A 25708-nucleotide genomic window follows, 5' to 3' on the forward strand; every position below is an offset into this window, starting at 1 on the left:
CTATCACTTAGGCCATGTCTGCCAGGAAGCCGCGTGTGGCGCGCGGCCTGACGAAAGGGAGTTCGCGATATGGCCGAAATTCAGACCGGAAAGCTGAGATGTCTTGCCGCCTGCTGGGCGGTTGGAGGCTTGCTTGGTGTCGTTGCCATGGTGCTGGTGTTTCTGCTGGGGGAGTTTTCCTCTGCTCAGGCGATATTCAGCGGCGGCCTTTTGACGGTCTTTGTCGGTTTGCTTCTTCAGGTTGTCCTGTGCCGGTCTTTACCTGCTCCGGGTAATGTGGTGATCCCTGGAACGCAGAGCTCGGTCAGCGGAACGCATTATGCTGCGGCTTCGCCAGTCGCAGCGGACAGGGTTGAGGTCTCTTCGGATGCCGTTGCCTCGTCCGAGCCCGCCTATGATCACCAAGAGGCGGCCGAGGCGGAGCCAACCCATCCGCAGACACCGGTCGAAAAGGTGGAGCGCGAGGCGGTGGCCGATCCCGAACCCGTTCTACAGCCGGAGCCGGACGTGTCTGAACCCGCAGCGTCCGAGCCTGAGCCTGAGGTGTCCCAGCCTGTGTCCGCGACCCCGGCGGGGGAAGCCAGCAAGCCGCAGATGCTCGATGCTCCGCGTGATGGTGGCGCGGATGATCTGAAAAAGATCAAGGGCGTGGGTCCGAAGCTTGAGAAGATGCTGAACGGGATGGGGATCTATCATTTCGATCAGATCGCCTCGTGGAAGGCAGAGGAACTGGCTTGGGTCGATGAGAACCTTGAAGGATTCAAGGGCCGGGCGAGCCGCGACAACTGGGTCAGCCAGTCCCAGACATTATCAGGTGGCGGTGAGACCGACTTCTCGAACAAGGTCGACAAGGGCGACGTCTATTGATGCGATGCCTTTAAGCCGCGACGATGAGATTGCGCTGGCCCGCAAGGGTCGGCTGGCCGCGATCGTGATTGCCGGAACGGCGGTGTGCTGGCTCGCCGTGCAGATGATCGGCAGTGCGATGAACTGGCCGCCCTCTTTTGCGCTGATCTTCGATTTTGCCGCACTGGTTGGGCTTTTCTGGGGGCTCGTTCTGACATATCAGATCCAGCGACGTCGCCGTGACGGGACAGAAAGGTGAGCCATGCTTAAGGACGAAGACCGCATCTTCACCAACATCTACGGGATGAAGGACCGTTCGCTTAAGGGCGCGCAGGCGCGCGGGCATTGGGACGGCACGGCTGGGCTGATCGAGAAGGGCCGCGACTGGATCATCGAGGAGATGAAATCCTCCGGTCTGCGCGGGCGTGGTGGGGCGGGCTTTCCGACCGGTCTGAAATGGTCGTTCATGCCCAAGGAAAGCGATGGACGGCCTGCTTATCTGGTCGTGAATGCTGACGAAAGCGAGCCGGGGACTTGCAAGGACCGCGAGATCATGCGGCACGATCCGCATACGCTAATCGAGGGCTGCCTGATCGCGTCATTCGCGATGCAGGCGCATGCCTGCTACATCTACGTCCGCGGCGAATATATCCGCGAGAAAGAAGCGCTGCAGCGGGCGATCGACGAGGCCTACGATGCAGGATTGGTCGGAAAGGATGCTGCCGGATCGGGCTGGGATTTCGAGATTTATCTCGTGCACGGGGCCGGTGCCTATATTTGCGGTGAAGAGACAGCTTTGCTCGAAAGCCTTGAAGGCAAGAAGGGTATGCCGCGCATGAAGCCGCCATTTCCGGCGGGGGCAGGACTTTATGGGTGCCCAACCACGGTAAATAACGTGGAGTCCATTGCCGTCGTGCCGACAATCCTGCGCCGCGGCGGGGCCTGGTTCTCAGGCTTTGGACGTCCGAACAATGCGGGGACCAAGCTCTTTGCGATTTCGGGCCATGTGAACAATCCTTGTGTCGTCGAGGAAGAGATGTCGATTTCCTTCGAGGAGCTGATCGACAAGCATTGCGGCGGGATCCGGGGCGGCTGGGACAACCTCAAAGCTGTGATCCCGGGCGGATCGTCGGTGCCGTGCCTGCCCGCAAGCACGATGCGCGAGGCGATCATGGATTTCGACTGGCTGCGCGAGAACCAGTCGGGTCTTGGAACGGCAGCCGTGATCGTGATGGATCAGTCGACTGACATCATCAAAGCGATCTGGCGGCTGAGTGCCTTTTACAAGCATGAAAGCTGCGGACAATGCACGCCCTGCCGTGAAGGCACAGGCTGGATGATGCGGGTCATGGACCGTCTGGTGAAAGGCGAGGCAGAGGTCGAGGAGATCGACATGCTGCTTGATGTGACTAAACAGGTCGAAGGACATACGATCTGCGCGCTGGGTGACGCAGCCGCCTGGCCGATCCAGGGTTTGATCCGCCATTTCCGCGATGAGATCGAGGACCGGATCAGACACAAGCGGGTGCCGGTTGCAGCGGAGTGATTCCGTAGATCCAAAATGCTAGACCGCACGTAGAAAGGGGAGAGTAGAGGACATCTGCTCTCCCGTTTTCATTGCGGCAAAGAAATGAACTAGTCGGTTCAAATTTTGCTGGACATCTAAACCGATCGGTTTAGATTGAGTGTCGGGAAGGCAAACCAGGAGAGCCGAGATGAAGATGATGACGTTTCTTGCCGGACTTGCGATCGCAGCAGGTCCCGCGCTTGCCGCCCCTCTCACGGACACCCATGATTCCGCCAAGGCGGTTGGGGACATGTTCGCCCGTAGTATCGATGTCGATCTTGACGGGATGATCTCCCGCCGCGAGCTTATCGATTTCGGAGATCAGGTCTTTGTTTCCGTCGATCAGGATGGCGACGGTATGATTGTGCTGGAAGAGCTCCAGACCTGGCAGTTCGGTCTGGCCGATCTGGCTGAGTTTCGCGGACGCGATCAAGCCTATCTGACGTCGATGGCGATCGTCTTTGACGTGATGGATCGTAACAATGACCAGACCGTCAGCTCGTCGGAATACGAGCGCGCGACGCTGGTCTCGGCGGATTATGCCAATGTGAACGGAGATGACCTTCTGACGCGCGAAGAGTATCTACAGGGGTATATCTTCAACATCGCAATGCGGAACGCCTTTCAAAGCTGAGATCTGCCGTATTGCGCGAGGCGATTGCGCCCCGCCCTCGGCCATGCATATCCTTCATCATCCGGCACCGGGCCGAGCGATGAGGAGAGAGATGCGATGGGTCTTAGACTTTGGAACACGGGCGCTGCGGGCATTCTTGCCATTCTCGCGGGATGCGGTCCGACAACACCTCAGGTGGATACCAGCGATCCTGCTGTCGCGGCCTTGATGGCCGAAACACCGGAAAAATACGCGGCTTCCGCCGATATCGCGCGCCGGATTGCGGCGCAGTGTTCGCGCTACGCCTATGATGCCGGTCGTAAACAGGCGCTGGACGCAGTTCGCCAGTCGCAGGGAATGATTGCGCCGAACCGGGGCGGCTTTGATCTTGAACTCGACGTGAGTGAGCGGGTCTTCCTCGCACGGAATAATCTGTCGTCGTTCAACGAAGATCTGTGCCTTGCAGGCGATGCCGAGGAATCGCGCGCCTCGTCTATTGCCGCCTTGCTGGTTCCGGTTTGAGGAGCCGCGGGATGGAGGGACATCATCTTGCAGAGCTGAATATCGGTCGTCTGGTCGCCGAGACGGACGATCCGCGCGTTGCCGAATTCATGGACGCGCTCGACCGGATCAACGGGCTGGGCAAGCGAATGCCCGGCTTTGTCTGGATGATGGAGGGCTCGGGCGAGCCGGGAACAGGCAATACGGAAGCCAAGATCGATGGCGATCCGCTGTTCGTCTCGAACTTGACTGTCTGGGAAAGCATCGAGACGCTTGAGCAGTTCGTCTGGAATACCGTTCACCGCCAATTCTACGAGCGTGGTCCCGAATGGTTCGAGGTGATGGGCGAGATGCATTTTGTGATGTGGTGGGTTCCGATCGGCCATAAGCCAACGCTCGAGGAGGCGCTTGAAAAGCTGGAGCACCGCAAGACGCATGGCGACAGCGCCGATGCGTTCGGCTGGGATTGGCTGAAGGAGGCACGTCTTCACAAGGTGCGGGGTTGCCAGCAGCAGGCCGCCGAATAGCGGCTGATATTGGATAGCGGTCCGGCCTGACCCATATGGATGAGGCCGGACATCAGATCCGGGCCGCTTTGAGGAGCAGACGGATATGAAAGCTTTACTGGGAGCCGGTGCGGTTTTCGCACTGCTGGCATCGGGCGTTATGGCTAAGCCGCCGCTCAAGGATGTAGCCGAGGTGCGCGAGGGGCTGATCGTCGTTGGTATGGCCTATGAGATCAGTAAGCGCTGCGACGATATCGATGCGCGATTGCTTCGTGGGATCTCGTATCTCAACCAACTGAAAGCGCGGGCGCGCGATCTGGGATATTCAGAGCGCGAGATTGAGGCTTATACCGACGACAAGGCTGAAAAGGACCGTTTGGAGGGGATCGCGCGAGCCCGTCTTTCCGATCTGGGAGCGCCACGCGGAGATGAGCGTGGGCATTGCCGGGTCGGCGAAGCTCAGATGGCGGCGAATACGGCGGTCGGCCAGCTTTTGAGGTAGCTATTGATGATCTCAGGCGACGAAGATGATAGCCGGGGGAGCGCTCATCCTGACAGTTGTCCGAGGTGCGGAACACAGCCGTATCCTCTGGAGCCTTGCACGACCTGCGGATTTCAAGGTGGGTCGGCAGAGCGGGATCGGGGCTGGATCTTGCCATCAGGTCTGCAGGAGGTCGGGCTGGCCATTATCTTTATTGCCGTTTTGGCGGTAATTCTTTTCTGGACCTGACGCGGCAAGAGGACGCCGGTTTTGCGATGGAAAAACCCGTCGAGCCTCGCTAGGTAACGTCAAAAGCGGCGTTACCCGATGGAGATTTCCTTGTCCGACCTGCGCACCATCACCATCGACGGCACCGATATCGATGTCGATCCGGCTCTGACCCTTATTCAGGCCTGCGAGCAGGCGGGGATCGAAATTCCGCGCTTCTGCTATCACGAGCGGCTGTCAATCGCCGGGAATTGCCGGATGTGCCTTGTCGAGGTCGTTGGCGGCCCGCCCAAGCCTGCGGCTTCTTGCGCGATGCAGGTGCGCGATCTGCGGCCCGGCAAGGACGGCGAGCCGCCGCAGGTGCGGACGAACTCTCCGATGGTCAAGAAAGCACGCGAAGGAGTGATGGAGTTTCTCCTGATCAACCATCCGCTTGACTGTCCGATCTGCGATCAGGGCGGTGAATGCGACCTGCAGGATCAGGCGATGGCGTACGGCGTGGATTTTTCGCGCTACCGCGAGCCAAAGCGAGCGGCGGTCGATCTGGATCTTGGGCCGCTGGTCGAGACGCATATGACGCGCTGTATCTCTTGCACGCGGTGTGTCCGCTTTACGACCGAGGTCGCGGGGATCAGCCAGATGGGCCAGACCGGGCGCGGCGAGGACAGCGAGATTACATCCTACCTGGGCGAGACGCTGGATAGCGAGCTGCAGGGGAATATCATCGATCTGTGTCCGGTCGGGGCGCTGGTGTCGAAGCCCTACGCCTTCACAGCGCGGCCCTGGGAGTTGACGAAGACCGAGTCGGTCGATGTCATGGACGCTTTGGGCTCTTCGATCCGGGTGGATACGAAGGGCCGCGAAGTGATGCGGTTCCTGCCGCGCAACCATGACGGCGTGAACGAGGAGTGGATTTCCGACAAGACCCGGTTCGTCTGGGACGGTCTGCGCAAGCAGCGTCTGGACCGGCCCTATATCCGCGAGAACGGCAAGCTGCGGCCTGCGGGCTGGGGCGAGGCGCTCGCTCTGACGGCGGAGAAGATCAAAGGGGCGTCCAAACTGGCTGGCTTGGTCGGAGACCTGGCTCCGGTCGAGGCTGCATTCGCGTTCAAGCAGCTTGTCGAGGGGCAAGGCGGTGTTGTGGAATGCCGAACGGACGGCGCGGCGCTGCCTGCCGGGAACCGGTCGGCTTATGTCGGAACGGCGCGGATCGACGAGATCGACGATGCCGAGATGATCCTTCTGATCGGCACAAACCCGCGGCTCGAGGCGCCGGTCTTGAATGCTCGGATCCGCAAGGCTTGGCTCAAGGGCGCCAAAGTGGCGCGCGTCGGAGAGTCGGAGGACCTGACCTACGATGTGATTGAGCTGGGGACAGACCCTGCCGCGCTTCAAAAGCTGGCTGGGATGGACCATTCGGATAAGCAAGACGTGCCTGGCGTAATGATCATCGGGCAGGGGGCGCTGACCGGTACGGACGGCGCCGCGGTTTTGAGCCTCGCTATGAAGGTGGCCGAAGCTGGCAATTCCAAGCTGCTGGTGCTGCATACGGCCGCGGGCCGGGTCGGAGCGATGGATATCGGCGCTGTGACCGAGGGCGGTCTGAACGCGGCGCTGGATGAAGCAGATGTCGTCTACAATCTGGGCGCGGATGAGATTGCCGTGCCGGACGGGCCGTTCGTGATCTATCAGGGCAGCCATGGCGACCGCGGCGCGCACCGCGCCGACGTGATCCTGCCGGGTGCGGCCTATACCGAAGAGAACGGCCTTTTCGTGAACACCGAAGGGAGGCCTCAGCTGGCGTTTCGCGCGTCCTTCGCGCCTGGAGAGGCCAAGGAGAATTGGGCGATCCTGCGCGCGCTGTCCGGTGAGATGGGAGATGTGCTGCCCTTCGACAGCATCGCGCAGCTTCGGCAGGCGCTGGTGGCGGAGGTGCCTCACTTCAAAAAGATCGATGAGGTGCCCGAGAATGCTTGGGCGGTGCCGGAAGGCGGTGATCTTAGTGAGGGGTCGTTCCGGTCCGCCGTCACGGATTTCTACCTGACAAATCCGATTGCGCGGGCGTCTTCTCTGATGGCTGAACTAAGCGCTGCGGCAAAGGCAAGACGTCATCCGCTGATGGCGGCGGAATAGACGCAACAACTTCACGCAGAGGCGCAGGAAGAGGCTGGCATCCCGCTTTCATTTGCTGTTTACAGCAACTCGCCGGGAGATCGGTGCCGGTCCGGACGACCCGATCCTCCCGCTCGATAGCAAGACCGGCGGCGCCAGCCGCTCCGCCACTCGGGACCTGGCCTTGGCGGTCGGGTAAGGGGACTGAACCATGAGCGAGTTCTTTACGACCACGAATGCGGGCATCGCTCTCGTCGTCCTTGGTCAATGTCTGCTGCTGACAGTGCTGCTGCTGATCTCGCTTGCCGTCCTGCTCTATGCCGATCGCAAGATCTGGGCGGCGGTACAGATGCGCAAAGGGCCGAATGTGGTGGGGGCCTTCGGCCTGCTTCAGAGCTTTGCCGACTTCTTTAAATACGCGCTGAAAGAGATCGTGGTGCCGGCGGGGGCGGACAAGACAGTTTTCTTCCTTGCGCCGATGATCGCCTTCACGCTGCCGCTGATCGCCTGGGTCGTGATCCCGTTCAACGATGGCTGGGCCATCGCCGACCTGAACGTGGCGATCCTCTATATTTTCGCCGTTTCTTCGCTTGAGGTTTACGGCGTGATCATGGGCGGCTGGGCGTCGAATTCGAAATACCCCTTCCTTGGAAGCCTTCGGTCGGCGGCTCAGATGATCTCCTACGAGGTCAGCATCGGACTGATCCTTGTCGGCGTGATCTTGTCGACCGGATCGCTGAACCTCACCGAGATCGTGCGCGCGCAGGACGGCGATTGGGGTCTCTTCGCTTGGTACTGGCTGCCGCATTTGCCGATGGTGTTCCTCTTTTTCATCTCGGCGCTGGCCGAGACGAACCGGCCCCCCTTCGACCTTCCCGAAGCTGAATCCGAGCTGGTTGCGGGCTATCAGGTGGAGTATTCCTCCACGCCCTTCCTGCTCTTCATGATTGGCGAGTATGCCACGATCGTGCTGATGACGGCGCTCATCACGCTGATCTTCTTTGGCGGCTGGCTGTCGCCGGTGCCGTTCCTGCCAGACGGGGTCTTTTGGATGATCTCGAAGATGTTCCTCATCTTCTTTCTTATCTCCATGGTGAAGGCCATCGTGCCGCGCTACCGCTATGACCAGCTGATGCGACTGGGTTGGAAAGTGTTCCTGCCGTTCTCGCTCTTCTGGGTGGTGCTGGTGTCGTTCTTCGCCAAGTTCGAGCTTTTTGGCGGGGCCTATGCTCGCTGGGCCGTTGGGGGTTAAGGCATGACAGCAGATAGCAGAGCGAAGGCTCGGATGGATCGGTTGGATCAACTCAAAGAAACGATAGGAGGCTAGGTATGACGCAGATCGATTACACACGTGCAGCCAAGTACTTCCTCTTGGCCGACTTTTTCTCGGGCATGAAACTGGGATTGAAGTACTTCTTCCGGCCCAAGGCGACGCTGAACTATCCGCATGAGAAAGGGCCTTTGTCGCCTCGTTTCCGGGGAGAGCATGCGCTTAGGCGTTATCCCAACGGCGAAGAGCGCTGTATCGCCTGCAAGCTGTGCGAAGCCATCTGCCCGGCGCAGGCCATCACCATCGATGCGGAGCCTCGGCTCGACGGCTCGCGCCGGACGACGCGCTATGACATCGACATGACCAAGTGCATCTATTGCGGCTATTGCCAGGAGGCTTGTCCGGTCGATGCGATCGTGGAAGGTCCGAACTTCGAGTACGCGACCGAGACACGCGAAGAGCTCTTCTATGACAAGCAGAAGCTCCTTGAGAACGGCGAGCGCTGGGAAGCGGAGATTGCCCGCAACCTCGAAATCGATGCGCCTTACAGATGACTGATCCGGCGAACCCGTTCGAGGCGATGATGCGCATGGGGCAGGACTGGGCCAAGTCTGTGAACCCGGCGCTCGAGAGCTTCACCCCCAAAGGGTTCGAGGCGCTTTGGCCGACGATGCCGAAAGAGCTGATGGAAACCTTCATGGGCAAAACCTTCAATCCCGAAGGGCTCGACGCCAAGACGCGGCTTCTGCTCACGCTCGGGGCGCTGACCATTCTGGGCGCACAGGCCGAGGCGCAGATCCGCATGACCGTGCGCCATGCGGTCGAGGCGGGTGCGACGCCGCAGGAAGTGGCCGAGACGATTGCCCAGATGGGTGCATTCGGCGGGGTTCCTGCGATGACCAAGGCGATGGAGCTGGCGCGAGAGATCCTTGAGGAGGACGAGCAATGACGGTTCCTGTGATCGCGTTCTACGCCTTTGCGATCTCGTGCATCGCAGGTGGGCTTTTCACGGTTCTGGCGCGCAATCCGGTCCATTCGGTCCTGTGGCTGATCCTAGCCTTTCTCAGCGCGGCGGGGCTCTTCGTAACGCTTGGGGCAGAGTTCGTCGCGATGCTGCTGGTCATTGTCTATGTCGGCGCGGTCGCGGTGCTGTTTCTCTTTGTTGTTATGATGCTGGACGTCGATTTCGCCGCTTTGAAGGCCGAGATGACGCGATACCTGCCGATTGGGCTCTTTATCGGCGTCGTCATTCTGATGCAGCTGGCAATCGCCTTCGGTGCCTGGGAGTTCTCGGACGGCGCGCTCGAGCGTGTCTCTGCCCCTGCGGTCGCGGACACCGAGAATGTCGCGGCTTTAGGACTGATCCTCTATGACCGCTACATCCTGATTTTTCAGCTTGCGGGTCTGATCCTGCTTGTGGCGATGGTGGGTGCCATCGTCCTGACGTTGCGCCATCGCGAAGATATCAAGCGTCAGGACGTGCTGGCGCAGATGTATCGTGATCCGAAAAAGGCGATGGAGTTGAAAGACGTGAAGCCGGGGCAGGGGCTCTGAAATGGATTTGCGCACGTTTCTTATCACAGTCACCAGTTCGGTTGCATTTGCTCAAACATCTATCGCTTGTTCCTTCACCCGGCCGCCGCCCGAGTGGCAGCAACAGTTATCTAGTCAGTCAGTCGCGGTTGGTCTGTCATGCAGCTTTGAGAACGCGGGTCTCACCGATCACATATCCGCCGGACCTGCTAAGGATCTTGGATCGGGCCAGATCTACCAGCGCGTGAACGATCAGAGTTACTTCGTCATGTTTGCCGATTGCAACACGAGAGAAGCGACCTTGCTTTGGGGGCCACCCACACCATCAGCGGTGGAAGATAGCTGCGGCTACTACGACGGTTACGAAGCACTGGTGGGCGACGACGCCATTTTGTCCAGAACGACAGGTGGAAACCTTCATGAATTTGTCGCTGCTGCGAAAGATCTTGGGGCAACCGAGCTCAACCCGATCAAATACTTAAATGAAACTCCTTCCGGAAAGCCCGTTTGGAGGCGCGACCGCATCGATCTGCTTTGCGGTTGCAGAATCTTCTATCCAGACAGCCCAGGGGCGCAGCGATGATCGGCCTTGAACATTACCTCACCGTTGCGGCGGCGCTTTTCGTCATTGGGATCTTCGGGCTCTTCCTGAACCGGAAGAACGTGATCATTCTCTTGATGTCGATCGAGCTGATGCTGCTTGCGGTCAATATCAACTTTGTCGCGTTCTCGGCGTTTCTGGGCGATCTGGTGGGGCAGGTCTTCACGCTTTTCGTGCTGACCGTCGCGGCGGCGGAGGCGGCGATCGGGCTGGCGATCCTTGTCTGTTTCTTCCGCAATCGCGGGACGATCGACGTCGAAGACGTCAATGTGATGAAGGGCTGAGACCTTGGAAACGATTATCCTCTTTGCCCCGCTCGTCGGCGCCCTGATCGCGGGGTTCTGTTGGCGCTTCATCGGTGAAACAGCGGCGCAATGGACGGCGACGAGCCTTCTGTTTCTAGCGGCCTTCCTGAGCTGGATCGTTTTTCTAACCTTCGACGGAACGACCGAGCAGATCCAGATCCTGACTTGGATCGAAAGTGGCACTCTGGCGACGGACTGGGCCATCCGGCTCGATCGGCTGACGGCAATCATGCTGGTCGTCATCACAACCGTCTCGGCACTCGTCCACCTTTATAGCTTCGGCTACATGGCCCATGACGACAACTTCCGGGAGGGGGAGCACTACAAGGCTCGCTTCTTTGCGTATCTGTCGTTCTTCACCTTCGCGATGCTGATGCTGGTGACGGCCGATAACCTGTTGCAGCTCTTCTTCGGCTGGGAGGGCGTGGGTCTCGCCTCGTATCTGCTGATCGGTTTCTACTTTCGCAAGCCAAGCGCAAACGCCGCCGCGATCAAGGCCTTTGTCGTCAACCGGGTTGGCGATTTCGGCTTCCTGCTGGGGATCTTCGGGATTTATCTGGTCACGGATTCGATCCGGTTCGACGACATCTTCGCATCTGCGCCGCAGATTGCCGAAGCGTCGATGGTGTTCCTCTGGCGCGAGTGGAATGCGGCCGAGGTGATCGCCTTCCTGCTGTTCCTCGGCGCCATGGGTAAGTCGGCGCAGCTGTTCCTGCACACGTGGCTGCCGGACGCGATGGAAGGCCCGACCCCGGTCTCGGCACTGATCCATGCCGCCACGATGGTCACGGCGGGCGTGTTCCTCGTCTGCCGGATGTCGCCGATCATGGAATTTGCGCCGAACGCGACCGGCTTCGTGACTTTCCTTGGGGCGACCACCGCCTTTTTCGCCGCGACGGTGGGTCTGGTGCAGAACGACATCAAACGGGTGATCGCCTATTCGACCTGTTCGCAACTGGGCTACATGTTCGTAGCTGCGGGCGTGGGCGTCTATTCGGTGGCGATGTTCCACCTGTTCACCCATGCGTTCTTCAAGGCGATGCTGTTTCTTGGCGCCGGTTCGGTCATCCACGGAATGCATCACGAACAGGACATGCGGAACTACGGAGGGCTGCGTCATAAGCTGCCCTACACGTTCTGGGCGATGCTGATCGGCACGCTCGCGATCACCGGCGTCGGTATTCCGCTCACTTATATTGGCTTCGCAGGCTTCCTGAGCAAGGATGCGGTGATCGAAAGCGCCTATGCGGGCACGGCGGGCGGCTATGCCTTCTGGATGCTGGTCGTGGCGGCGCTTTTTACCAGCTTCTACAGCTGGCGGCTGATGTTCCTGACCTTCTTCGGCAAGCCGCGCGGCGACAAGCACACGCACGAGCATGCCCATGAAAGCCCGATGGTCATGCTGATCCCGCTTGGCGTTCTGGCACTCGGCGCGATCTTCTCGGGGATGATCTGGTACAACTCTTTCTTCGGCAAAACCGAGAAGGTCGCGGCCTTTTTCGCGATCCCGGTCGCCGAGGCCACTGAGCATGGCGCGACCGAGGACGATCATTCCGACACTGCGAGCGAGGATCACTTGGATGCTTCGGGCGAGAGCCACGCGGACGAGGGCGATCACGGCGACGATCACCACGTCACGCTTGCCGGTGTTCCGGGGGAGGGCGCCATCTATGTCGCCCCCGAAAACCATGTCTTGGACGACGCGCATTATGTTCCGACCTGGGTGAAGCTCTCGCCCTTCATCGCGATGGTGATCGGTTTCATCACAGCCTGGGTCATGTATATCCGCCAGCCGGACATGCCGCGACGGATCGCCGAGACGAACGGGATTCTCTACCGGTTTCTGCTCAACAAATGGTATTTCGATGAGATCTACGATCTGATCTTCGTCCGCCCGGCGCTTTGGATCGGCAAGACGTTCTGGAAGCGCGGAGACGGCAATATCATCGATGGCGGGATTAACGGTCTCGCCATGGGGGTCATTCCGTTCTTCACCCGGCTCGCGGGCCGCGGGCAGTCCGGATACCTCTTCCATTATGCTTTCGCGATGGTCATCGGTCTGGCGCTGCTTCTGACCTGGATCTCGGTCACCGGGGGAGCGAACTGATGGACAACCTTCTCTCGCTCGTCACTTTCATGCCGGCCATTGCGGCGGTTATTCTCGCGCTTTTCCTACGCGGCGATGACGCCGAGGCGCAGCGGAATGCCAAATGGGTTGCGATGGCCGTTACGGTCGCGACCTTCTTGGTCTCTCTCTTCATCCTGTTCCAGTTCGATCCCAACGAAACCGGGTTCCAGATGGTCGAAGAGGCCGAATGGCTTCTGGGCCTCGAATACAAGATGGGCGTGGACGGGATCAGCGTTCTTTTCGTGATGCTGACCACTTTCCTCATGCCGCTGGTGATCTGGTCGGCCTGGGACGTGACGCACCGGACCAAGGACTACATGATCGCGTTTCTCATTCTCGAGACGCTCATGCTTGGCGTGTTCTGCGCGCTTGATCTGGTGCTGTTCTATCTCTTCTTCGAGGCCGGTCTGATCCCGATGTTCCTGATCATCGGGATCTGGGGCGGCAAAGAGCGGATCTACGCGTCGTTCAAGTTCTTCCTTTATACCTTCCTGGGATCGGTTCTGATGCTGGTGGCCATGGTCGCGATGTATTCGCAGGCCGGAACGACCGATATCGTCGAGCTTCTGGATTACGAATTCGGGTCTGAGACGTTCAGCCTACTGGGCGTCCAGATCATCGGCGGGGCGCAGACGCTGATGTGGATCGCGTTCTTTGCCAGCTTTGCCGTGAAGATGCCGATGTGGCCGGTCCATACATGGCTTCCGGACGCACATGTTCAGGCACCGACGGCCGGATCTGTCGTGCTTGCGGCGATCCTGCTGAAGATGGGGGGGTACGGCTTCCTGCGGTTCTCCCTGCCGATGTTCCCGGTGGCGAGCGATCTGATGGCGCCGCTCGTTCTGTGGCTGAGTGCGATCGCGATCGTCTACACCTCGCTCGTGGCTCTGGTGCAGGAAGATATGAAGAAGCTAATCGCCTATTCCTCGGTTGCCCATATGGGGTTCGTGACGATGGGGATCTTTGCGGCGAACCAGCAAGGCATCGACGGCGCGATCTTCCAGATGATTTCGCATGGCTTCATCTCGGGCGCTTTGTTCCTTTGTGTGGGCGTGATCTACGACCGGATGCATACGCGGGACATCGACGCCTATGGCGGTCTGGTGAACCGGATGCCGGCCTATGCGCTGATCTTTATGCTCTTCACGATGGCCAATGTCGGTTTGCCGGGAACCAGCGGGTTCGTCGGTGAATTCCTGACGCTTGTCGGGGTCTTTCAGGTCAATACATGGGTCGCACTGGTGGCGGCGACGGGTGTGATCCTGTCGGCGGCCTATGCGCTCTGGCTTTACCGCCGCGTCGTCATGGGTGATCTCATCAAGGAGAGCCTGCGCTCGATCACGGATATGACCCGGCGCGAGAAGTTCATCTTTGCCCCGCTTGTCGTCATGACGCTGCTTCTGGGCGTCTATCCGTCATTGATCACGGATCTGATCGGACCCAGCGTTGCCGCGCTGGTTGAGGATTACGAGCTGGCGCTGACGCAATATGAGACGGCGACGCAATTCGCCGCGAATGAAGGAGCCGGGCAATGATCGGTGAAGATCTGAGCATCGTACTGCCCGAGCTGCTGCTCGCCGTCTTTGCGATGGGCGCGCTGTTGGTCGGCGTCTATACCGGGAAGGACAAGACCGCTCCGGTGATGCTTTGGGTGACTGTCGCGGTCTTCGTAGCCTTTGCCTTCTGGATCGGCGCCACGGGCGGAGAAACGCGGGAGGCGTTCTCAGGCACTTTCGTGGACGACGCGTTCGCACGGTTTGCCAAGGTAACGATCCTTCTGAGTGCCGCAGCGGTCCTGCTGATGAGCGAAGGCTACATGGCTCGGCGCGATCTACTTCGGTTTGAATATCCGGTGCTGGTCGTACTGGCGGTCGTCGGCATGATGGTCATGGTCTCGGCCAATGACCTGATGACGCTCTATATGGGGCTTGAGCTGCAGTCGCTCTCACTCTATGTCGTGGCGTCCTTGCGGCGGGACAGCGTGAAATCTACCGAGGCTGGGCTGAAATACTTCGTTCTCGGCGCTCTGTCGTCGGGCCTGCTGCTCTATGGTGCCTCGCTGACCTACGGCTTTGCCGGAACAACCGCGTTCGAAGGCATCATCGAAGCGGCGTCGGACGATCCGTCGCTCGGGTTGCTCTTTGGTCTGGTCTTCCTGATCACCGGCTTTGCCTTCAAGGTCTCGGCCGCGCCGTTCCATATGTGGACACCTGATGTCTACGAAGGCTCTCCCACGCCGGTCACCGCCTTCTTCGCCACCGCGCCGAAGGTCGCGGCCATGGCGCTGTTCGCGCGGGTCGTGCACGACGCGTTTGGCGGAATCGTCGGGGACTGGCAGCAGATCGTGGCCTTCCTGAGCGTGGTGTCGATGTTCCTCGGAGCCATCGCCGCAATCGGGCAGACGAATATCAAACGCCTGATGGCCTATTCCTCGATCGCGCATATGGGCTTTGCTCTGATGGGACTCGCGGCGGGAACGGTGCTCGGCGTGCAGGCGATGCTGGTCTATATGGTGATCTATGTTGCCATGAATATCGGTACGTTCGCCTTTATCCTGTCGATGGAGAAGGACGGGATGCCGGTGACCGATATCGCATCGCTGCAAAGCTATTCGACCAAGGAGCCGCTCAAGGCGCTGGCCATGCTGATCCTGATGTTCAGCCTTGCGGGTGTACCGCCCATGCTGGGCTTTTTCGGCAAGCTCTACGTGCTGCGGGCCGCCTATGATGCGGGGCTTGGTTGGCTCGCGGTCGCCGGTGTGATTGCCTCAGTGATCGGTGCGTTCTACTACCTGCGGATTGTCTACTACATGTATTTCGGCGAAGAGCGGGACGGGCTCGACAAAGGCATGTCTCCGGTGCTTTGGGGCTTTCTAGTCGCCTCGGCCGGGGCGATGATCGTTGGTATCGTCAACCTCTTCGGGCTAGAGCCCATTGCGCTCGCGGCGGCCCAGACACTTGTCAACTGACGCCTCCCTCTGGCCGGAAGGCGTCGACCGGATCGTTCTGGAGACTGTCGACAGCACCATGGCAGAGGCTGGCCGGCTGGCGCGAGAGCTGGACCGTCCTACCTGGATCCTGGGCCTGAACCAGACCGATGCGCGCGGGCGTCGCGGGCGGCCCTGGCGGCATCCTGAAGGGAATTTCGCGGCAACCTTTGTTTATCGCCCGGCCTGTACGCCTGCCGAGGCGGCGCTGCGCTCGTTTCTGGCGGCCAATGCGCTTTTCGAGACGCTGGCGCTCTTCGTTGAGCGCGAGGCGCTGGGTCTGAAATGGCCGAACGACGTACTGCTTCACGGCGGCAAGGTGGCTGGGATCCTTCTGGAAAGCAGCGGAGCAGGGCGGTTCGTCGATTGGCTGTCGGTCGGGATCGGCGTCAATCTAGCAAAGGTCCCGCCTGATGATGGAGGCGATTTCCCTCCGGTAAGCCTGTTCGATCAAGGCGGAGAGCCGGTCACGCCTGAAGCATTCCTCGAACCGCTGGCCACCAATTTCGCAACGCAGGAAGCGATCCTTGCAGAGTTTGGCTTTTCTCAGGTGCGCGAAAGCTGGCTGCGCCATGCGGCCCGATTGGGAGAGATCATCACCGCCCGTACCGGGACCGGAGAGATTACAGGCACGTTCGAGACGATCGACGAGATGGGCAATCTGATCCTCGCGACACCGCAGGGCCGCGAGGCTGTCGCCGCCGCCGATATCTACTTCTAGGAGGCCGCCCATGCTTCTGGCCATCGATTGCGGCAACACCAACACCGTCTTCTCGATCTGGGACGGCACGCAGTTCATCGCGACTTGGCGCGCCTCGACCGAATGGCAGCGAACGGCGGATCAGTACTACGTCTGGCTTTCCACGCTGATGAGCCTCGAGCGGATTGATGTACAGATCGATGAGGTGATCGTCTCCTCAACGGTGCCGCGTGTCGTTTTCAATCTGCGCGTCCTGGCGGATCGGTATTTCAACACACGGCCGCTCGTGGTCGGGCGGCCTGGCTGTGCCCTGCCGGTGGAGCCTCGGGTGGATACGGGCACCAGCATCGGTCCGGACCGTTTGGTCAACACAGCGGGCGCCTTTGACCGGCATGGCGGCAACCTGATCGTCGTTGATTTCGGAACGGCAACAACTTTCGATGTCGTGGCCAATGACGGCGCCTATGTGGGCGGCGTGATCGCACCTGGTGTGAATCTGAGCCTCGAGGCGTTGCACAACGCGGCAGCGGCTCTGCCGCATGTTGATATCAGCAAACCGCAGGCGGTTATCGGCACGAATACGGTTGCCTGCATGCAGTCGGGTGTGTTTTGGGGCTATATCGGATTGGTTCGGGAGATCTGCGACCGGATCAAGGGCGAATATGCCCACGACATGCAGGTCATCTCGACCGGCGGGCTGGCGCCGTTGTTCCAGCAAAGCGCGGCCCTATTTGATGCGTTCGAGGACGATCTGACGATGCACGGTCTTACCGTCATCCATAAATACAACAAGGACTTGTGAATGAGCAGCGAGCGACTGATCTACCTCCCCCTTGGAGGCGCGGGGGAGATCGGAATGAATTGCTATGTCTACGGCTATGGCGCGCCGGACAAGGAACGGCTGATCGTCGTCGATCTGGGCGTGACCTTTCCGAACATGGACACGACGCCGGGTGTCGATCTGATCTTTCCCGACATCTCGTGGCTTGAAGCGCGCAAGGACCGGATTGAGGCGATCTTCATCACCCACGCGCATGAAGATCACGTCGGGGCGGTGGGCCTTTGCTGGGAGCGTCTGCAGGCTCCGGTCTATGCCCGGGCCTTCACAGCAAACATTGCGCGCCGCAAGATGGAAGAACGCGGCGCCCCCGAGAACGACGTCCGCGTCGCCGAAGCCTGGCCCGAGGTTGTGACAGCAGGTCCGTTCAAGGTGGGCCTCGCCCCGATCTCACATTCGATCCCGGAAAGCTCCGGTCTCGTCATCGATAGCCCCGCCGGGCGCGTCGTTCATACGGGTGACTTCAAGATCGACGAGACCCCCGTTCTGGGCGAACCCTTCGACCGCGAGATGTGGCGCAAGATCGCGAAGGACGGCGTGAAAGCACTCGTCTGCGATTCCACTAATGTCTTCTCGAAGGCCGCCGGCCGGTCCGAGATCATTGTTGGACCCGAAGTTGAGAAACTGATCGCGGCGCAAGAGGGGATGGTGGTTGCCACTACCTTCGCATCCAACGTCGCGCGCCTCAAAACGCTGGCCGAGGCAGGCGTGGCCGCCGGGCGGTCGGTTTGTCTGCTTGGACGTGCGATGCGCCGCATGGTCGAAGCGGCGGTAGCTGAGGGAATCCTCACCGATTTCCCAAGCGTTGTCTCGCCTGAAGAGGCGAAAGACATCCCGCGAAGCAATCTGATGCTGCTCGTCACCGGATCGCAAGGTGAACGGCGTGCCGCCTCGGCGCAGCTGTCGAACGGGAAGTATCTCGGCCTCGAGGTCAAGGAGGGCGACCTGTTCCTCTTCTCGTCAAAGACCATTCCGGGCAATGAGCGCGGGGTGATCGCGATCATGAACGCGTTCTCCGAAAAGGGTGTGGATATCGTCGACGACAACGACGGACTTTACCACGTGTCGGGCCACGCAAATCGTCCGGATCTTGAGGAGATGCACGATATCATCAAACCCCAGATCCTGATCCCGATGCACGGAGAGCACCGGCACCTGCGCGAGCATGTGAAGATCGCGGACAGCAAGGGCATTGCCGGGGTCGTTGCCGTGAACGGAATGATGATCGAACTCTCCGGCAATCGTCCCGAGGTCGTCGAATATATCGAGAGCGGACGCACCTATCTCGATGGGTCGGTTCAGATCGGTGCGCTCGACGGCATCGTGCGCGACCGGATCCGCATGGCGCTGAACGGTCATGTGACGGTGACTCTGGTCATCGACGAAGAGGGCGACCTGCTGGGCGAGCCCTGGTGCGAGCTGAAGGGCATGTCCGAGACCGGACGGTCCAACGCGCCTCTGGTCGATGTCCTCGAAGAAGACCTCAGCCAGGCGGTCGGCCGCGCAGACCGCTCGGTCATCGAGGATGACGACAAGCTTGAAGAGCTTCTGCGCCGCGTCATCCGCCAGAGCAGCTCGAACGAGATTGGTCGCAAGCCGGAAGTGACCGCTGTGATCTCGCGCCTCAGCTAGTTGATCGCCGCCTCGGCAATCCCGGTGAGGATCACATCCAGCTCTGAGGCAAGCTCGAGAAGAGCCTCTCCTCCGTCATAGGGGGAGAAGGCAAAGGTCGCAGTCTTGTAGGAGAGTGTCGCCGTCCCGTCGCTGTCCTCGGTCAGATAAAGACGCAGCGGCGCCTCTATTCCGGCCGGAATGCTCGCGTCAAGCATGCGGCGGGCATAGTCGTTGCGATAGACGCCGATGACACGGTTGCCTGGGATCTCGATCCCCTGTCCTCGGGCGCCGTCCGAGGCGCTGGCTTGAGTGACGATGTTGATGGGGGCCTCGGTTATCGCGGCGCGCGTATCCTCGACCAGTTCGGCAAAGGATTTATCCGTATCATGGACGATCCAGCCCTCTCGCGGCGGCATGCTGTCGGCGGCAGCCGGTGCGGCGAGACAGGCGATCAGGGCAAGGGCGCGCATGAGCAACTCCAATTCAGACGGTCCAGATATGATCGGACCGCCGGTTCGGATGAAGTCACTTTGACGTCAGTCGGCGGTCGCCATCCGTTCTTCAAAGCTTTTTGCGATGAAGGAGGGCAAGTCGTCGCCCATTCCGACAACCGCGTCCTCCTTGCGATCCTCGGATCTACGGCCTCGGTTGCGTCCGCCGCGCGAACGGCTTGGGCGAGGCTCGGGCCGGTCTTCTTCTACTGGCGCCGGAGCGGCTTCGAGCGGTGCAGAGGCCGGTGATGGTGCATCTTCGACCGGCTTCTTGCGCGACCGGGTGCGGGTGCGCTTGGGCTTTTCCTCCGCCGCATCTACGGGAGCTTCGGCCTCTGCCGGGATGGCGCCCTGCGGATTGGCAAGACGCGGGATCTCGGTCTTGATCAGGCGCTCGATATCCTCGAGGTTCTTTTCGTCCTTCGGCACGCAGATCATCATCGCGGTGCCCTTCTTGCCAGCTCGACCCGTCCGGCCAATCCGGTGGACATAGTCTTCGGCATGCGAGGGCACGTCGTAGTTGAACACGTGACTGACATCGGGAATATCGAGCCCGCGCGCCGCCACATCCGAAGCGACGAGGAACCGCAGCGTTCCATCGCGGAAGCCATCGAGTGTCTTCATCCGCTGGGATTGCTCGAGATCGCCGTGGATCGGAGCAGCGTCGAGGCCATATTTCTTCATCGACTTGGCGACGATATCGACATCGACTTTGCGGTTACAGAAGATGATCGCGTTGCGGCAGGCCTCGGCTTCACTTTCGATCAAGCTTCTGAGAAGTTTGCGCTTTTCGCTGCCTTCCCGGTCGCGCCGAGAGGCTTTGAACATCACGACGCCTTGCTTGATATTCTCGGAGGCAGTGGCCGCACGCGCGACTTCGACCTTTGCCGGGTTCGACAGGAAGGTGTTGGTGATCCGCTCGATCTCGGGCGCCATCGTAGCGGAGAAAAAGAGCGTCTGACGCGTGAACGGCGTAAGGCTGAAGATGCGTTCGATATCGGGGATGAAGCCCATATCGAGCATCCGGTCCGCTTCGTCCACGACCATGATCTGCACACCCGTGAGCAGCAGCTTGCCGCGCTCGAAATGATCGAGCAGGCGGCCCGGCGTTGCGATCAGCACGTCCACGCCGCGATCGATCAGAACGTCCTGCTCTTTAAAGCTGACACCGCCAATCAGGAGCGCTTTCGTCAGTTTGGTATGTTGGGCGTAGGTGTCGAAATTCTCAGCCACCTGAGCGGCGAGTTCCCGGGTCGGGGCCAGAACAAGACTGCGCGGCATACGGGCACGGGCGCGGCCTCGTTTTAGGAGGGTGATCATCGGCAGCGTGAAGCTGGCCGTCTTACCGGTGCCGGTCTGGGCGATGCCGAGAACATCGCGACCTTCAAGGGCGGGGGGGATTGCGCCTTCCTGAATGGGAGTCGGCTCGGTATAGCCCGCCGACTCGACGGCTTTGAGGACCTTGGGGTCCAGTTTCAGATCTGAGAACTTGGTCATTTACGCCTTTCAATGCTGCAGCCCTGATGGCCGCAGGATTGACGCGGCCCGACTGGCCGGATTGCCGAGTCGTCTTATCGTAGGAGTGCAGGTAGGCTCTTCGCGTGGTGAGGTCAAGCTGCCGCCCTTTACAGCAAGCCGCAGGTCCCTGACAGTTCAGACCATCATTTCCTTCGTCGCTGTCAGCCGGATATCGGGATAGTCCCGTTCAACCCGGTCGATATCCCACTGCAGGCGAGTGAGATAGACGATGTCACCGTCATTGTCGTGTGCGATATGCTGTTTGTTGCTTTCCGTAAACTTGTCAACGGCTTGCCGGTCCCCGCTGACCCATCGGGCAGAGGTGAACTGCGATTGCTCGAACCGGACGGGCAGCCCGTATTCCAGTTCGATCCGCGAGGCGAGCACCTCGAACTGGAGCTGGCCGACAACGCCGACGATAAAGCCGGACCCGATGGCAGGCTTGAAGACCTTGGCGGCGCCTTCTTCGGCAAACTGCATGAGCGCCTTTTCCAGATGCTTCGCCTTCATCGGGTCGCCTGCGCGGACGCCCTGCAGCAGTTCCGGCGCGAAGCTTGGGATACCCGTAACACGCAAAGGTTCCCCTTCGGTTAACGTATCGCCGATTCTCAGCTGGCCATGATTAGGAATGCCGATGATGTCGCCCGCCCAGGCTTCTTCGGCCAGTTCGCGGTCGGAGGCGAGAAAGAGCACCGGATTAGAGATCGCCATCGGTTTTTTATCGCGAACATGGGTCAGTTTCATGCCGCGCTGGAAGTGCCCCGAGGCCAGGCGAAGGAAGGCGACGCGGTCCCGATGTTTTGGATCCATATTGGCCTGAACTTTGAAGACAAAGCCGGAAACCTTTGTTTCTTCAGGAGAAATCTGGCGCGGCTCTGCCGATTGCGGCTGCGGTTCGGGGCCGTAGGTGCCGATCCCTTCCATCAGTTCCTGAACGCCGAAGGAGTTGATCGCGGAGCCAAACCAGATCGGCGTCATCGTCCCTTCGAGCAGCGCCTTGGGATCCAGCTGAGGAAGAAGTTCCCGGGCCATTTCGATCTCTTCCAGGAAGGTTTCGAGCAGTTCCGCAGGGACGTGTTCTGCAAGTTTGGGATCGTCAAGCCCTTCTATTTCGACGGTTTCGGCGATCTTGTTGCGGTCTGCACGGTCCATAAGGTCGAGCCGGTCACGCAGGATATCGTAGCAGCCGATGAACTCGCGGCCCTTGCCGATTGGCCAGGAGGCGGGGGTCACGTCGATGGCGAGGTTTTCCTGAATTTCGTCAATGATCTCAAACGTATCGCGGCTTTCGCGGTCCATCTTGTTGCAGAAGGTCAAGATGGGCAGGTCGCGCAGGCGGCAGACCTCGAAAAGCTTGCGAGTCTGGCTTTCCACACCCTTGGCGCCATCGATCACCATCACGGCGGCATCGACGGCGGTCAGCGTTCGGTAAGTGTCTTCGGAGAAGTCGGAGTGACCCGGTGTGTCCACAAGATTGAAGCGGAACTCCTTGAAATCAAAAGACATCGCAGAGGCCGAGACAGAAATGCCCCGGTCCTTTTCCATCGCCATATAGTCAGACCGGGTCCGGCGCGCATCACCTTTGGCGCGCACCTGACCGGCCATTTGAATGGCCCCGCCATAGAGCAGGAATTTCTCGGTCAGCGTGGTCTTGCCCGCATCGGGATGCGAGATGATCGCGAAAGTGCGGCGGCGCGCGATCTCGGGGGGCAGGTCGGGGCGATTGTCGAGCATCCGGGCGATATAGGCGGCACCTGCGAAAAGGGCAATCTGGGGCTTCGGTATCCGGTCGGTATTGCGTCGGTATCCGGTCGGTGAATTTTGCATAAGAGGTGTGACTTGCGCATCAGGCTCGAAGCTATGCGTCAGTTCGGAAACAATACCACGTGTAGAGGGTATATTGATTTATCCGCCGTCGTGGAGAATCTTGGCCGGATGTGGCAGGCTGACGTATCGAATATCAGGGAGATGGATGATGGACCTCAAAGAAATCGCGAACGAGTTGGTTGCCGGATGCCGTGAGGGGCGGGAGACCGAAAACCTCGACAAGCTCTATTCAAATGATGCTGTCTCGGTCGAAGCCATGGATATGGGCGGGCAGGGGCGCGAGACGAAAGGGCTCGACCGGATCAAGGGCAAGCATCAGTGGTGGGAGAGCACAATGGAGATGCTCGATAGCACGATCGAAGGACCCTATCCGCACGGCGAAGACCGGTTCGCGGTGAAGTTCGGCGGCAAGGCGAAGAACAAGGAGAACGGCGAGATCATGGATATCGACGAGGTGGCTGTCTACCACGTCGAAGGCGGCAAGATCGTCCGGGAAGAGTTCTTCTATTCGATGTAGCCGCCGATTGTTGACCTGGAGCCGATCCGATAGGGACGCGTAAAACCTGACCGGGAGGACAGCATGGATCTGGGAATATCGGGAAAGCGGGCGCTGGTTTGCGCCTCGTCGAAGGGGCTGGGGCGCGGATGTGCGGAGGCTTTGGCCGAGGCAGGTGTGCATCTGGTGATCAATGCCAGATCTTCCGGCCCGCTGGATGAGGCCGCGGAGGCGCTGAGAGGACGAGGCGTCGAGGTCACGGCGATTGCCGCCGACATCACCAGCGAGGCCGGGCGCACTGAGGTTCTGGAGGCTGCGGGGGCCGTCGATATTCTCGTGACCAATGCGGGCGGGCCGCCGCCTGGGATGTGGCATGACTGGGATCGAGACGCGTTCATCGCGGCGCTCGATGCCAATATGCTCACACCGATTGCCCTGATGACAGCACTTCTGCCCGACATGATGGAGCGGGGCTGGGGGCGCGTGGTCAATATCACCTCGCAATCGGTCAAGGCGCCGATCCCGCAGCTTGGCCTGTCGAATGCCGCGCGGACCGGTCTGACGGGCTATGTTGCCGGAACGGCCCGGCAGGTGGCCGAGAAAGGCGTGACGATCAACAACTTGCTGCCGGGAATTCACGCGACCGACCGGGCCGATGCGCTTGATCGCGGCGTGACCGAGACGCAGGGCATCACGATGGAGGAGGCCCGCGCGCAACGGGCGGCCAGCATCCCCGCGCGGCGCTACGGGACGGCGGCGGAGTTTGGGGCGGCCTGCGCGTTTCTTTGTTCGGTTCATGCCGGGTTCATCGTTGGTCAGAATATCCTCGCCGATGGCGGGGCGACGAACGCCACGATCTAAAGGAGCGCCCGTTCCGGGCGCATTCGGTCCATTTGCGTTCAGGCCACGCGGGCCTTCAAGGGGACGCTGTCCACTTGAAAATCCCCTGGAGTATTTCAGGCCAGATGAAGGGTGACTTGTCTGTATCCGTCCGGGCCGCTATCTGACGGTTTCGGTCGGGAATGGAGTTCGGAAATTGGGCGAGGTGCCACGGGTTGAGGTGGACGGTCTTTGGCGGTCGTTCGACGGAGAGCGCGTCGTCGATGACGTGTCACTGTCGATTTCAGCCGGTCAGTTGACCTGCCTTCTGGGCCCTTCTGGATGCGGCAAGTCCACAACATTGCGGATGATCGCCGGTGTCGATCGTCCCGATGGCGGTACGATCCGGCTTGACGGGGAGGTGATCTGCGATCCGGTGGGATCCTTGCCACCCGAAGACCGGTCGGTGGGGTTGATGTTTCAGGATTTCGCGCTGTTTCCGCATCTGGATGTCGCGGGCAATGTCGCCTTCGGGCTGAATGGAGCGCGCAGCGCACGGCGGTCGCGGGTGCGCGATTTGCTGGACCGGGTAGAGATGGGCCGGCATATCGACGCCTATCCCCACGAGCTTTCCGGCGGCGAGCAGCAACGGGTCGCCTTGGCCCGTGCCCTGGCGCCAAAACCCCGTGTCATGCTGATGGACGAGCCGTTTTCCGGGCTCGACAATCGGCTCCGCGACGAGATCCGGGATCAAACGCTCGATCTGCTTAAGGAGGAGGGCACCGCTGTTCTGCTGGTGACGCACGAGCCGGACGAGGCGATGCGGATGGCCGACGAGATCGCGCTCATGCGCGGCGGTCGGATCGTGCAGCGCGGCGTGCCCTATAACATCTACAACGCGCCTGTCGATCGTGATGCAGCGGCGTTCTTTAGCGATATCAATGTGATAGAGGGTCGTGTTCAGGGCGCGTTGACCGAGACCGCCTTTGGACAGTTCCTTGCCCCGGGGGTTCCGGACGGGACGATGGTGGATATCGTGATCCGCCCTCAGCATCTGAAGATCGATTTCGACCGCAAGGGACGCGGGCCCCTTCCGACGCCTGCTGAAGGGACAGCCGCGCGCGGGATCGTGCAACGGGCGCGGTTCATGGGCGGCGAGAGCCTGGTCGACTTCCGGATGGAATTCGACGGCTCCAAGCTGGTCGCGTCGGTTCCCTCGGTCTTTTTGCCCGAGGCGGGCACGCCGCTTTGGCTGATGATCCGGCGCGACCGGTGTTTCGTCTTTCCGCGCAAGGGTAGCGAATCGGACGATGCGAGCACGGAGCGGTCTGCTAATTCTTAGGATCCGCGAGCAGGCCCCGCACGGTTTGCCGGGGTTTTGATCGCAAATGCGCCGTTCCGTGCGGCTTTGTCCCTTTTCTCGAGGGCTGGGAGCGCGTATCTACGCCACTCGGGACAAACGGCTGCGCTGGCGGCCGGAGAGGAGATGGAACATGCTCAATAATATCGGTCTTCCGGGCCTTTTGCTTATCGCAGTCGTCGTGCTCGTGCTCTTTGGGCGCGGCAAGATCAGCTCGCTCATGGGCGAGGTCGGCAAGGGGATCACCGCGTTCAAGCGCGGCGTGGATGACGGCAAGAAAGAGATTGACGACAGCTCTGCCGCCGCCGCGCGCGACGTGACGCCGGCCGAAGAGACGGCGGACGTCGACAAGCGGAACGCCTGACGTC

General features: G+C 60.4%; 27 protein-coding genes. 24 read left to right on the forward strand and 3 right to left on the reverse strand.

Annotated features, from left to right (window positions below):
• Positions 1–69: 69 nt before the first annotated feature.
• The 20 genes from AAD018_RS10915 to AAD018_RS11010 all read left to right on the forward strand — a co-directional run bounded on the left by AAD018_RS10915 (position 70) and on the right by AAD018_RS11010 (position 18847).
• Complete coding sequence (locus AAD018_RS10915; protein ID WP_367316094.1) at positions 70–867, forward strand: hypothetical protein; 798 nt, start codon at positions 70–72, stop codon at positions 865–867.
• 4 nt (positions 868–871) lie between these two features.
• Positions 872–1105: a DUF5337 domain-containing protein gene (locus tag AAD018_RS10920; protein WP_367316095.1), complete on the forward strand. Its 234-nt coding sequence runs from the start codon at positions 872–874 to the stop codon at positions 1103–1105.
• Between the two features lie 3 nt (positions 1106–1108).
• Positions 1109–2392, forward strand: coding sequence for an NADH-quinone oxidoreductase subunit NuoF (nuoF, locus tag AAD018_RS10925; protein ID WP_367316096.1), 1284 nt, complete (start codon positions 1109–1111; stop codon positions 2390–2392).
• A gap of 169 nt (positions 2393–2561) precedes the next feature.
• Positions 2562–3047 (forward strand): EF-hand domain-containing protein, encoded by a 486-nt coding sequence (locus AAD018_RS10930; protein ID WP_367316097.1) that lies wholly within the window; start codon positions 2562–2564, stop codon positions 3045–3047.
• Between the two features lie 96 nt (positions 3048–3143).
• Entirely contained in the window at positions 3144–3548 is a 405-nt protein-coding gene (locus AAD018_RS10935; RefSeq protein ID WP_367316098.1) for a hypothetical protein, read from the forward strand.
• 11 nt (positions 3549–3559) lie between these two features.
• Entirely contained in the window at positions 3560–4054 is a 495-nt protein-coding gene (locus AAD018_RS10940; RefSeq protein WP_367316099.1) for a DUF3291 domain-containing protein, read from the forward strand.
• Positions 4055–4139: 85 nt separating this feature from the next.
• Positions 4140–4535, forward strand: a complete 396-nt coding sequence (locus AAD018_RS10945; RefSeq protein WP_367316100.1) for a DUF5333 domain-containing protein — start codon at positions 4140–4142, stop codon at positions 4533–4535.
• A gap of 318 nt (positions 4536–4853) precedes the next feature.
• On the forward strand, positions 4854–6875 hold the full coding sequence (gene nuoG / locus AAD018_RS10950) for an NADH-quinone oxidoreductase subunit NuoG (protein WP_367316101.1): 2022 nt from the start codon (positions 4854–4856) through the stop codon (positions 6873–6875).
• A gap of 190 nt (positions 6876–7065) precedes the next feature.
• Positions 7066–8106: an NADH-quinone oxidoreductase subunit NuoH gene (nuoH, locus tag AAD018_RS10955; protein ID WP_367316102.1), complete on the forward strand. Its 1041-nt coding sequence runs from the start codon at positions 7066–7068 to the stop codon at positions 8104–8106.
• A gap of 77 nt (positions 8107–8183) precedes the next feature.
• A complete protein-coding gene (gene nuoI, locus AAD018_RS10960) occupies positions 8184–8678 on the forward strand; it encodes an NADH-quinone oxidoreductase subunit NuoI (protein ID WP_367316103.1) in 495 nt (164 codons plus the stop codon).
• Positions 8675–9073: a carboxymuconolactone decarboxylase family protein gene (locus tag AAD018_RS10965; RefSeq protein ID WP_367316104.1), complete on the forward strand. Its 399-nt coding sequence runs from the start codon at positions 8675–8677 to the stop codon at positions 9071–9073. Before nuoI ends, AAD018_RS10965 begins: the two co-directional genes overlap by 4 nt.
• The gene (locus tag AAD018_RS10970) at positions 9070–9678 is read left to right on the forward strand and encodes an NADH-quinone oxidoreductase subunit J (protein ID WP_367316105.1); all 609 of its coding nucleotides are present in this window, start codon (positions 9070–9072) and stop codon (positions 9676–9678) included. Before AAD018_RS10965 ends, AAD018_RS10970 begins: the two co-directional genes overlap by 4 nt.
• A gap of 1 nt (position 9679) precedes the next feature.
• Positions 9680–10240, forward strand: coding sequence for a hypothetical protein (locus AAD018_RS10975; RefSeq protein ID WP_367316106.1), 561 nt, complete (start codon positions 9680–9682; stop codon positions 10238–10240).
• Positions 10237–10542, forward strand: coding sequence for an NADH-quinone oxidoreductase subunit NuoK (nuoK, locus tag AAD018_RS10980; protein WP_367316107.1), 306 nt, complete (start codon positions 10237–10239; stop codon positions 10540–10542). The genes AAD018_RS10975 and nuoK overlap by 4 nt, the downstream gene beginning before the upstream one ends.
• Before the next feature lie 4 nt (positions 10543–10546).
• Positions 10547–12670, forward strand: a complete 2124-nt coding sequence (gene nuoL, locus AAD018_RS10985) for an NADH-quinone oxidoreductase subunit L (RefSeq protein WP_367316108.1) — start codon at positions 10547–10549, stop codon at positions 12668–12670.
• Positions 12670–14226, forward strand: coding sequence for an NADH-quinone oxidoreductase subunit M (locus AAD018_RS10990; protein WP_367316109.1), 1557 nt, complete (start codon positions 12670–12672; stop codon positions 14224–14226). The genes nuoL and AAD018_RS10990 overlap by 1 nt, the downstream gene beginning before the upstream one ends.
• Positions 14223–15659, forward strand: a complete 1437-nt coding sequence (gene nuoN / locus AAD018_RS10995; RefSeq protein ID WP_367316111.1) for an NADH-quinone oxidoreductase subunit NuoN — start codon at positions 14223–14225, stop codon at positions 15657–15659. The genes AAD018_RS10990 and nuoN overlap by 4 nt, the downstream gene beginning before the upstream one ends.
• Entirely contained in the window at positions 15649–16398 is a 750-nt protein-coding gene (locus tag AAD018_RS11000; protein WP_367316112.1) for a biotin--[acetyl-CoA-carboxylase] ligase, read from the forward strand. Before nuoN ends, AAD018_RS11000 begins: the two co-directional genes overlap by 11 nt.
• Positions 16399–16408: 10 nt before the next feature.
• Positions 16409–17179: a type III pantothenate kinase gene (locus AAD018_RS11005; protein WP_367316113.1), complete on the forward strand. Its 771-nt coding sequence runs from the start codon at positions 16409–16411 to the stop codon at positions 17177–17179.
• Positions 17180–18847: a ribonuclease J gene (locus AAD018_RS11010; RefSeq protein WP_367316114.1), complete on the forward strand. Its 1668-nt coding sequence runs from the start codon at positions 17180–17182 to the stop codon at positions 18845–18847.
• Here the strand turns inward: AAD018_RS11010 and AAD018_RS11015 are convergent.
• From AAD018_RS11015 to AAD018_RS11025, 3 genes are all read right to left on the reverse strand, one after another.
• Complete coding sequence (locus tag AAD018_RS11015; protein WP_367316115.1) at positions 18844–19299, reverse strand: DUF302 domain-containing protein; 456 nt, start codon at positions 19297–19299, stop codon at positions 18844–18846. The two genes, AAD018_RS11010 and AAD018_RS11015, sit on opposite strands and share 4 nt — an antisense overlap.
• A 66-nt stretch (positions 19300–19365) precedes the next feature.
• Positions 19366–20817, reverse strand: a complete 1452-nt coding sequence (locus AAD018_RS11020; RefSeq protein ID WP_367316116.1) for a DEAD/DEAH box helicase — start codon at positions 20815–20817, stop codon at positions 19366–19368.
• A 156-nt stretch (positions 20818–20973) separates the two neighbouring features.
• Positions 20974–22572, reverse strand: a complete 1599-nt coding sequence (locus tag AAD018_RS11025) for a peptide chain release factor 3 (RefSeq protein WP_367316220.1) — start codon at positions 22570–22572, stop codon at positions 20974–20976.
• A 241-nt stretch (positions 22573–22813) separates the two neighbouring features.
• Here AAD018_RS11025 and AAD018_RS11030 point away from each other — a divergent pair, with 241 nt between their 5' ends.
• From AAD018_RS11030 to AAD018_RS11045, 4 genes are all read left to right on the forward strand, one after another.
• The gene (locus AAD018_RS11030; protein ID WP_367316117.1) at positions 22814–23182 is read left to right on the forward strand and encodes a SnoaL-like domain-containing protein; all 369 of its coding nucleotides are present in this window, start codon (positions 22814–22816) and stop codon (positions 23180–23182) included.
• A gap of 63 nt (positions 23183–23245) precedes the next feature.
• Positions 23246–24022, forward strand: coding sequence for an SDR family oxidoreductase (locus AAD018_RS11035; protein ID WP_367316118.1), 777 nt, complete (start codon positions 23246–23248; stop codon positions 24020–24022).
• Between the two features lie 175 nt (positions 24023–24197).
• A complete protein-coding gene (locus AAD018_RS11040) occupies positions 24198–25322 on the forward strand; it encodes an ABC transporter ATP-binding protein (RefSeq protein ID WP_367316119.1) in 1125 nt (374 codons plus the stop codon).
• A gap of 151 nt (positions 25323–25473) precedes the next feature.
• Complete coding sequence (locus AAD018_RS11045; RefSeq protein WP_367316120.1) at positions 25474–25704, forward strand: twin-arginine translocase TatA/TatE family subunit; 231 nt, start codon at positions 25474–25476, stop codon at positions 25702–25704.
• Positions 25705–25708 lie beyond the last annotated feature (4 nt).

The sequence above is a fragment of the Aestuariibius insulae genome (assembly GCF_040783535.2).
Lineage (GTDB): Bacteria > Pseudomonadota > Alphaproteobacteria > Rhodobacterales > Rhodobacteraceae > Aestuariibius > Aestuariibius insulae.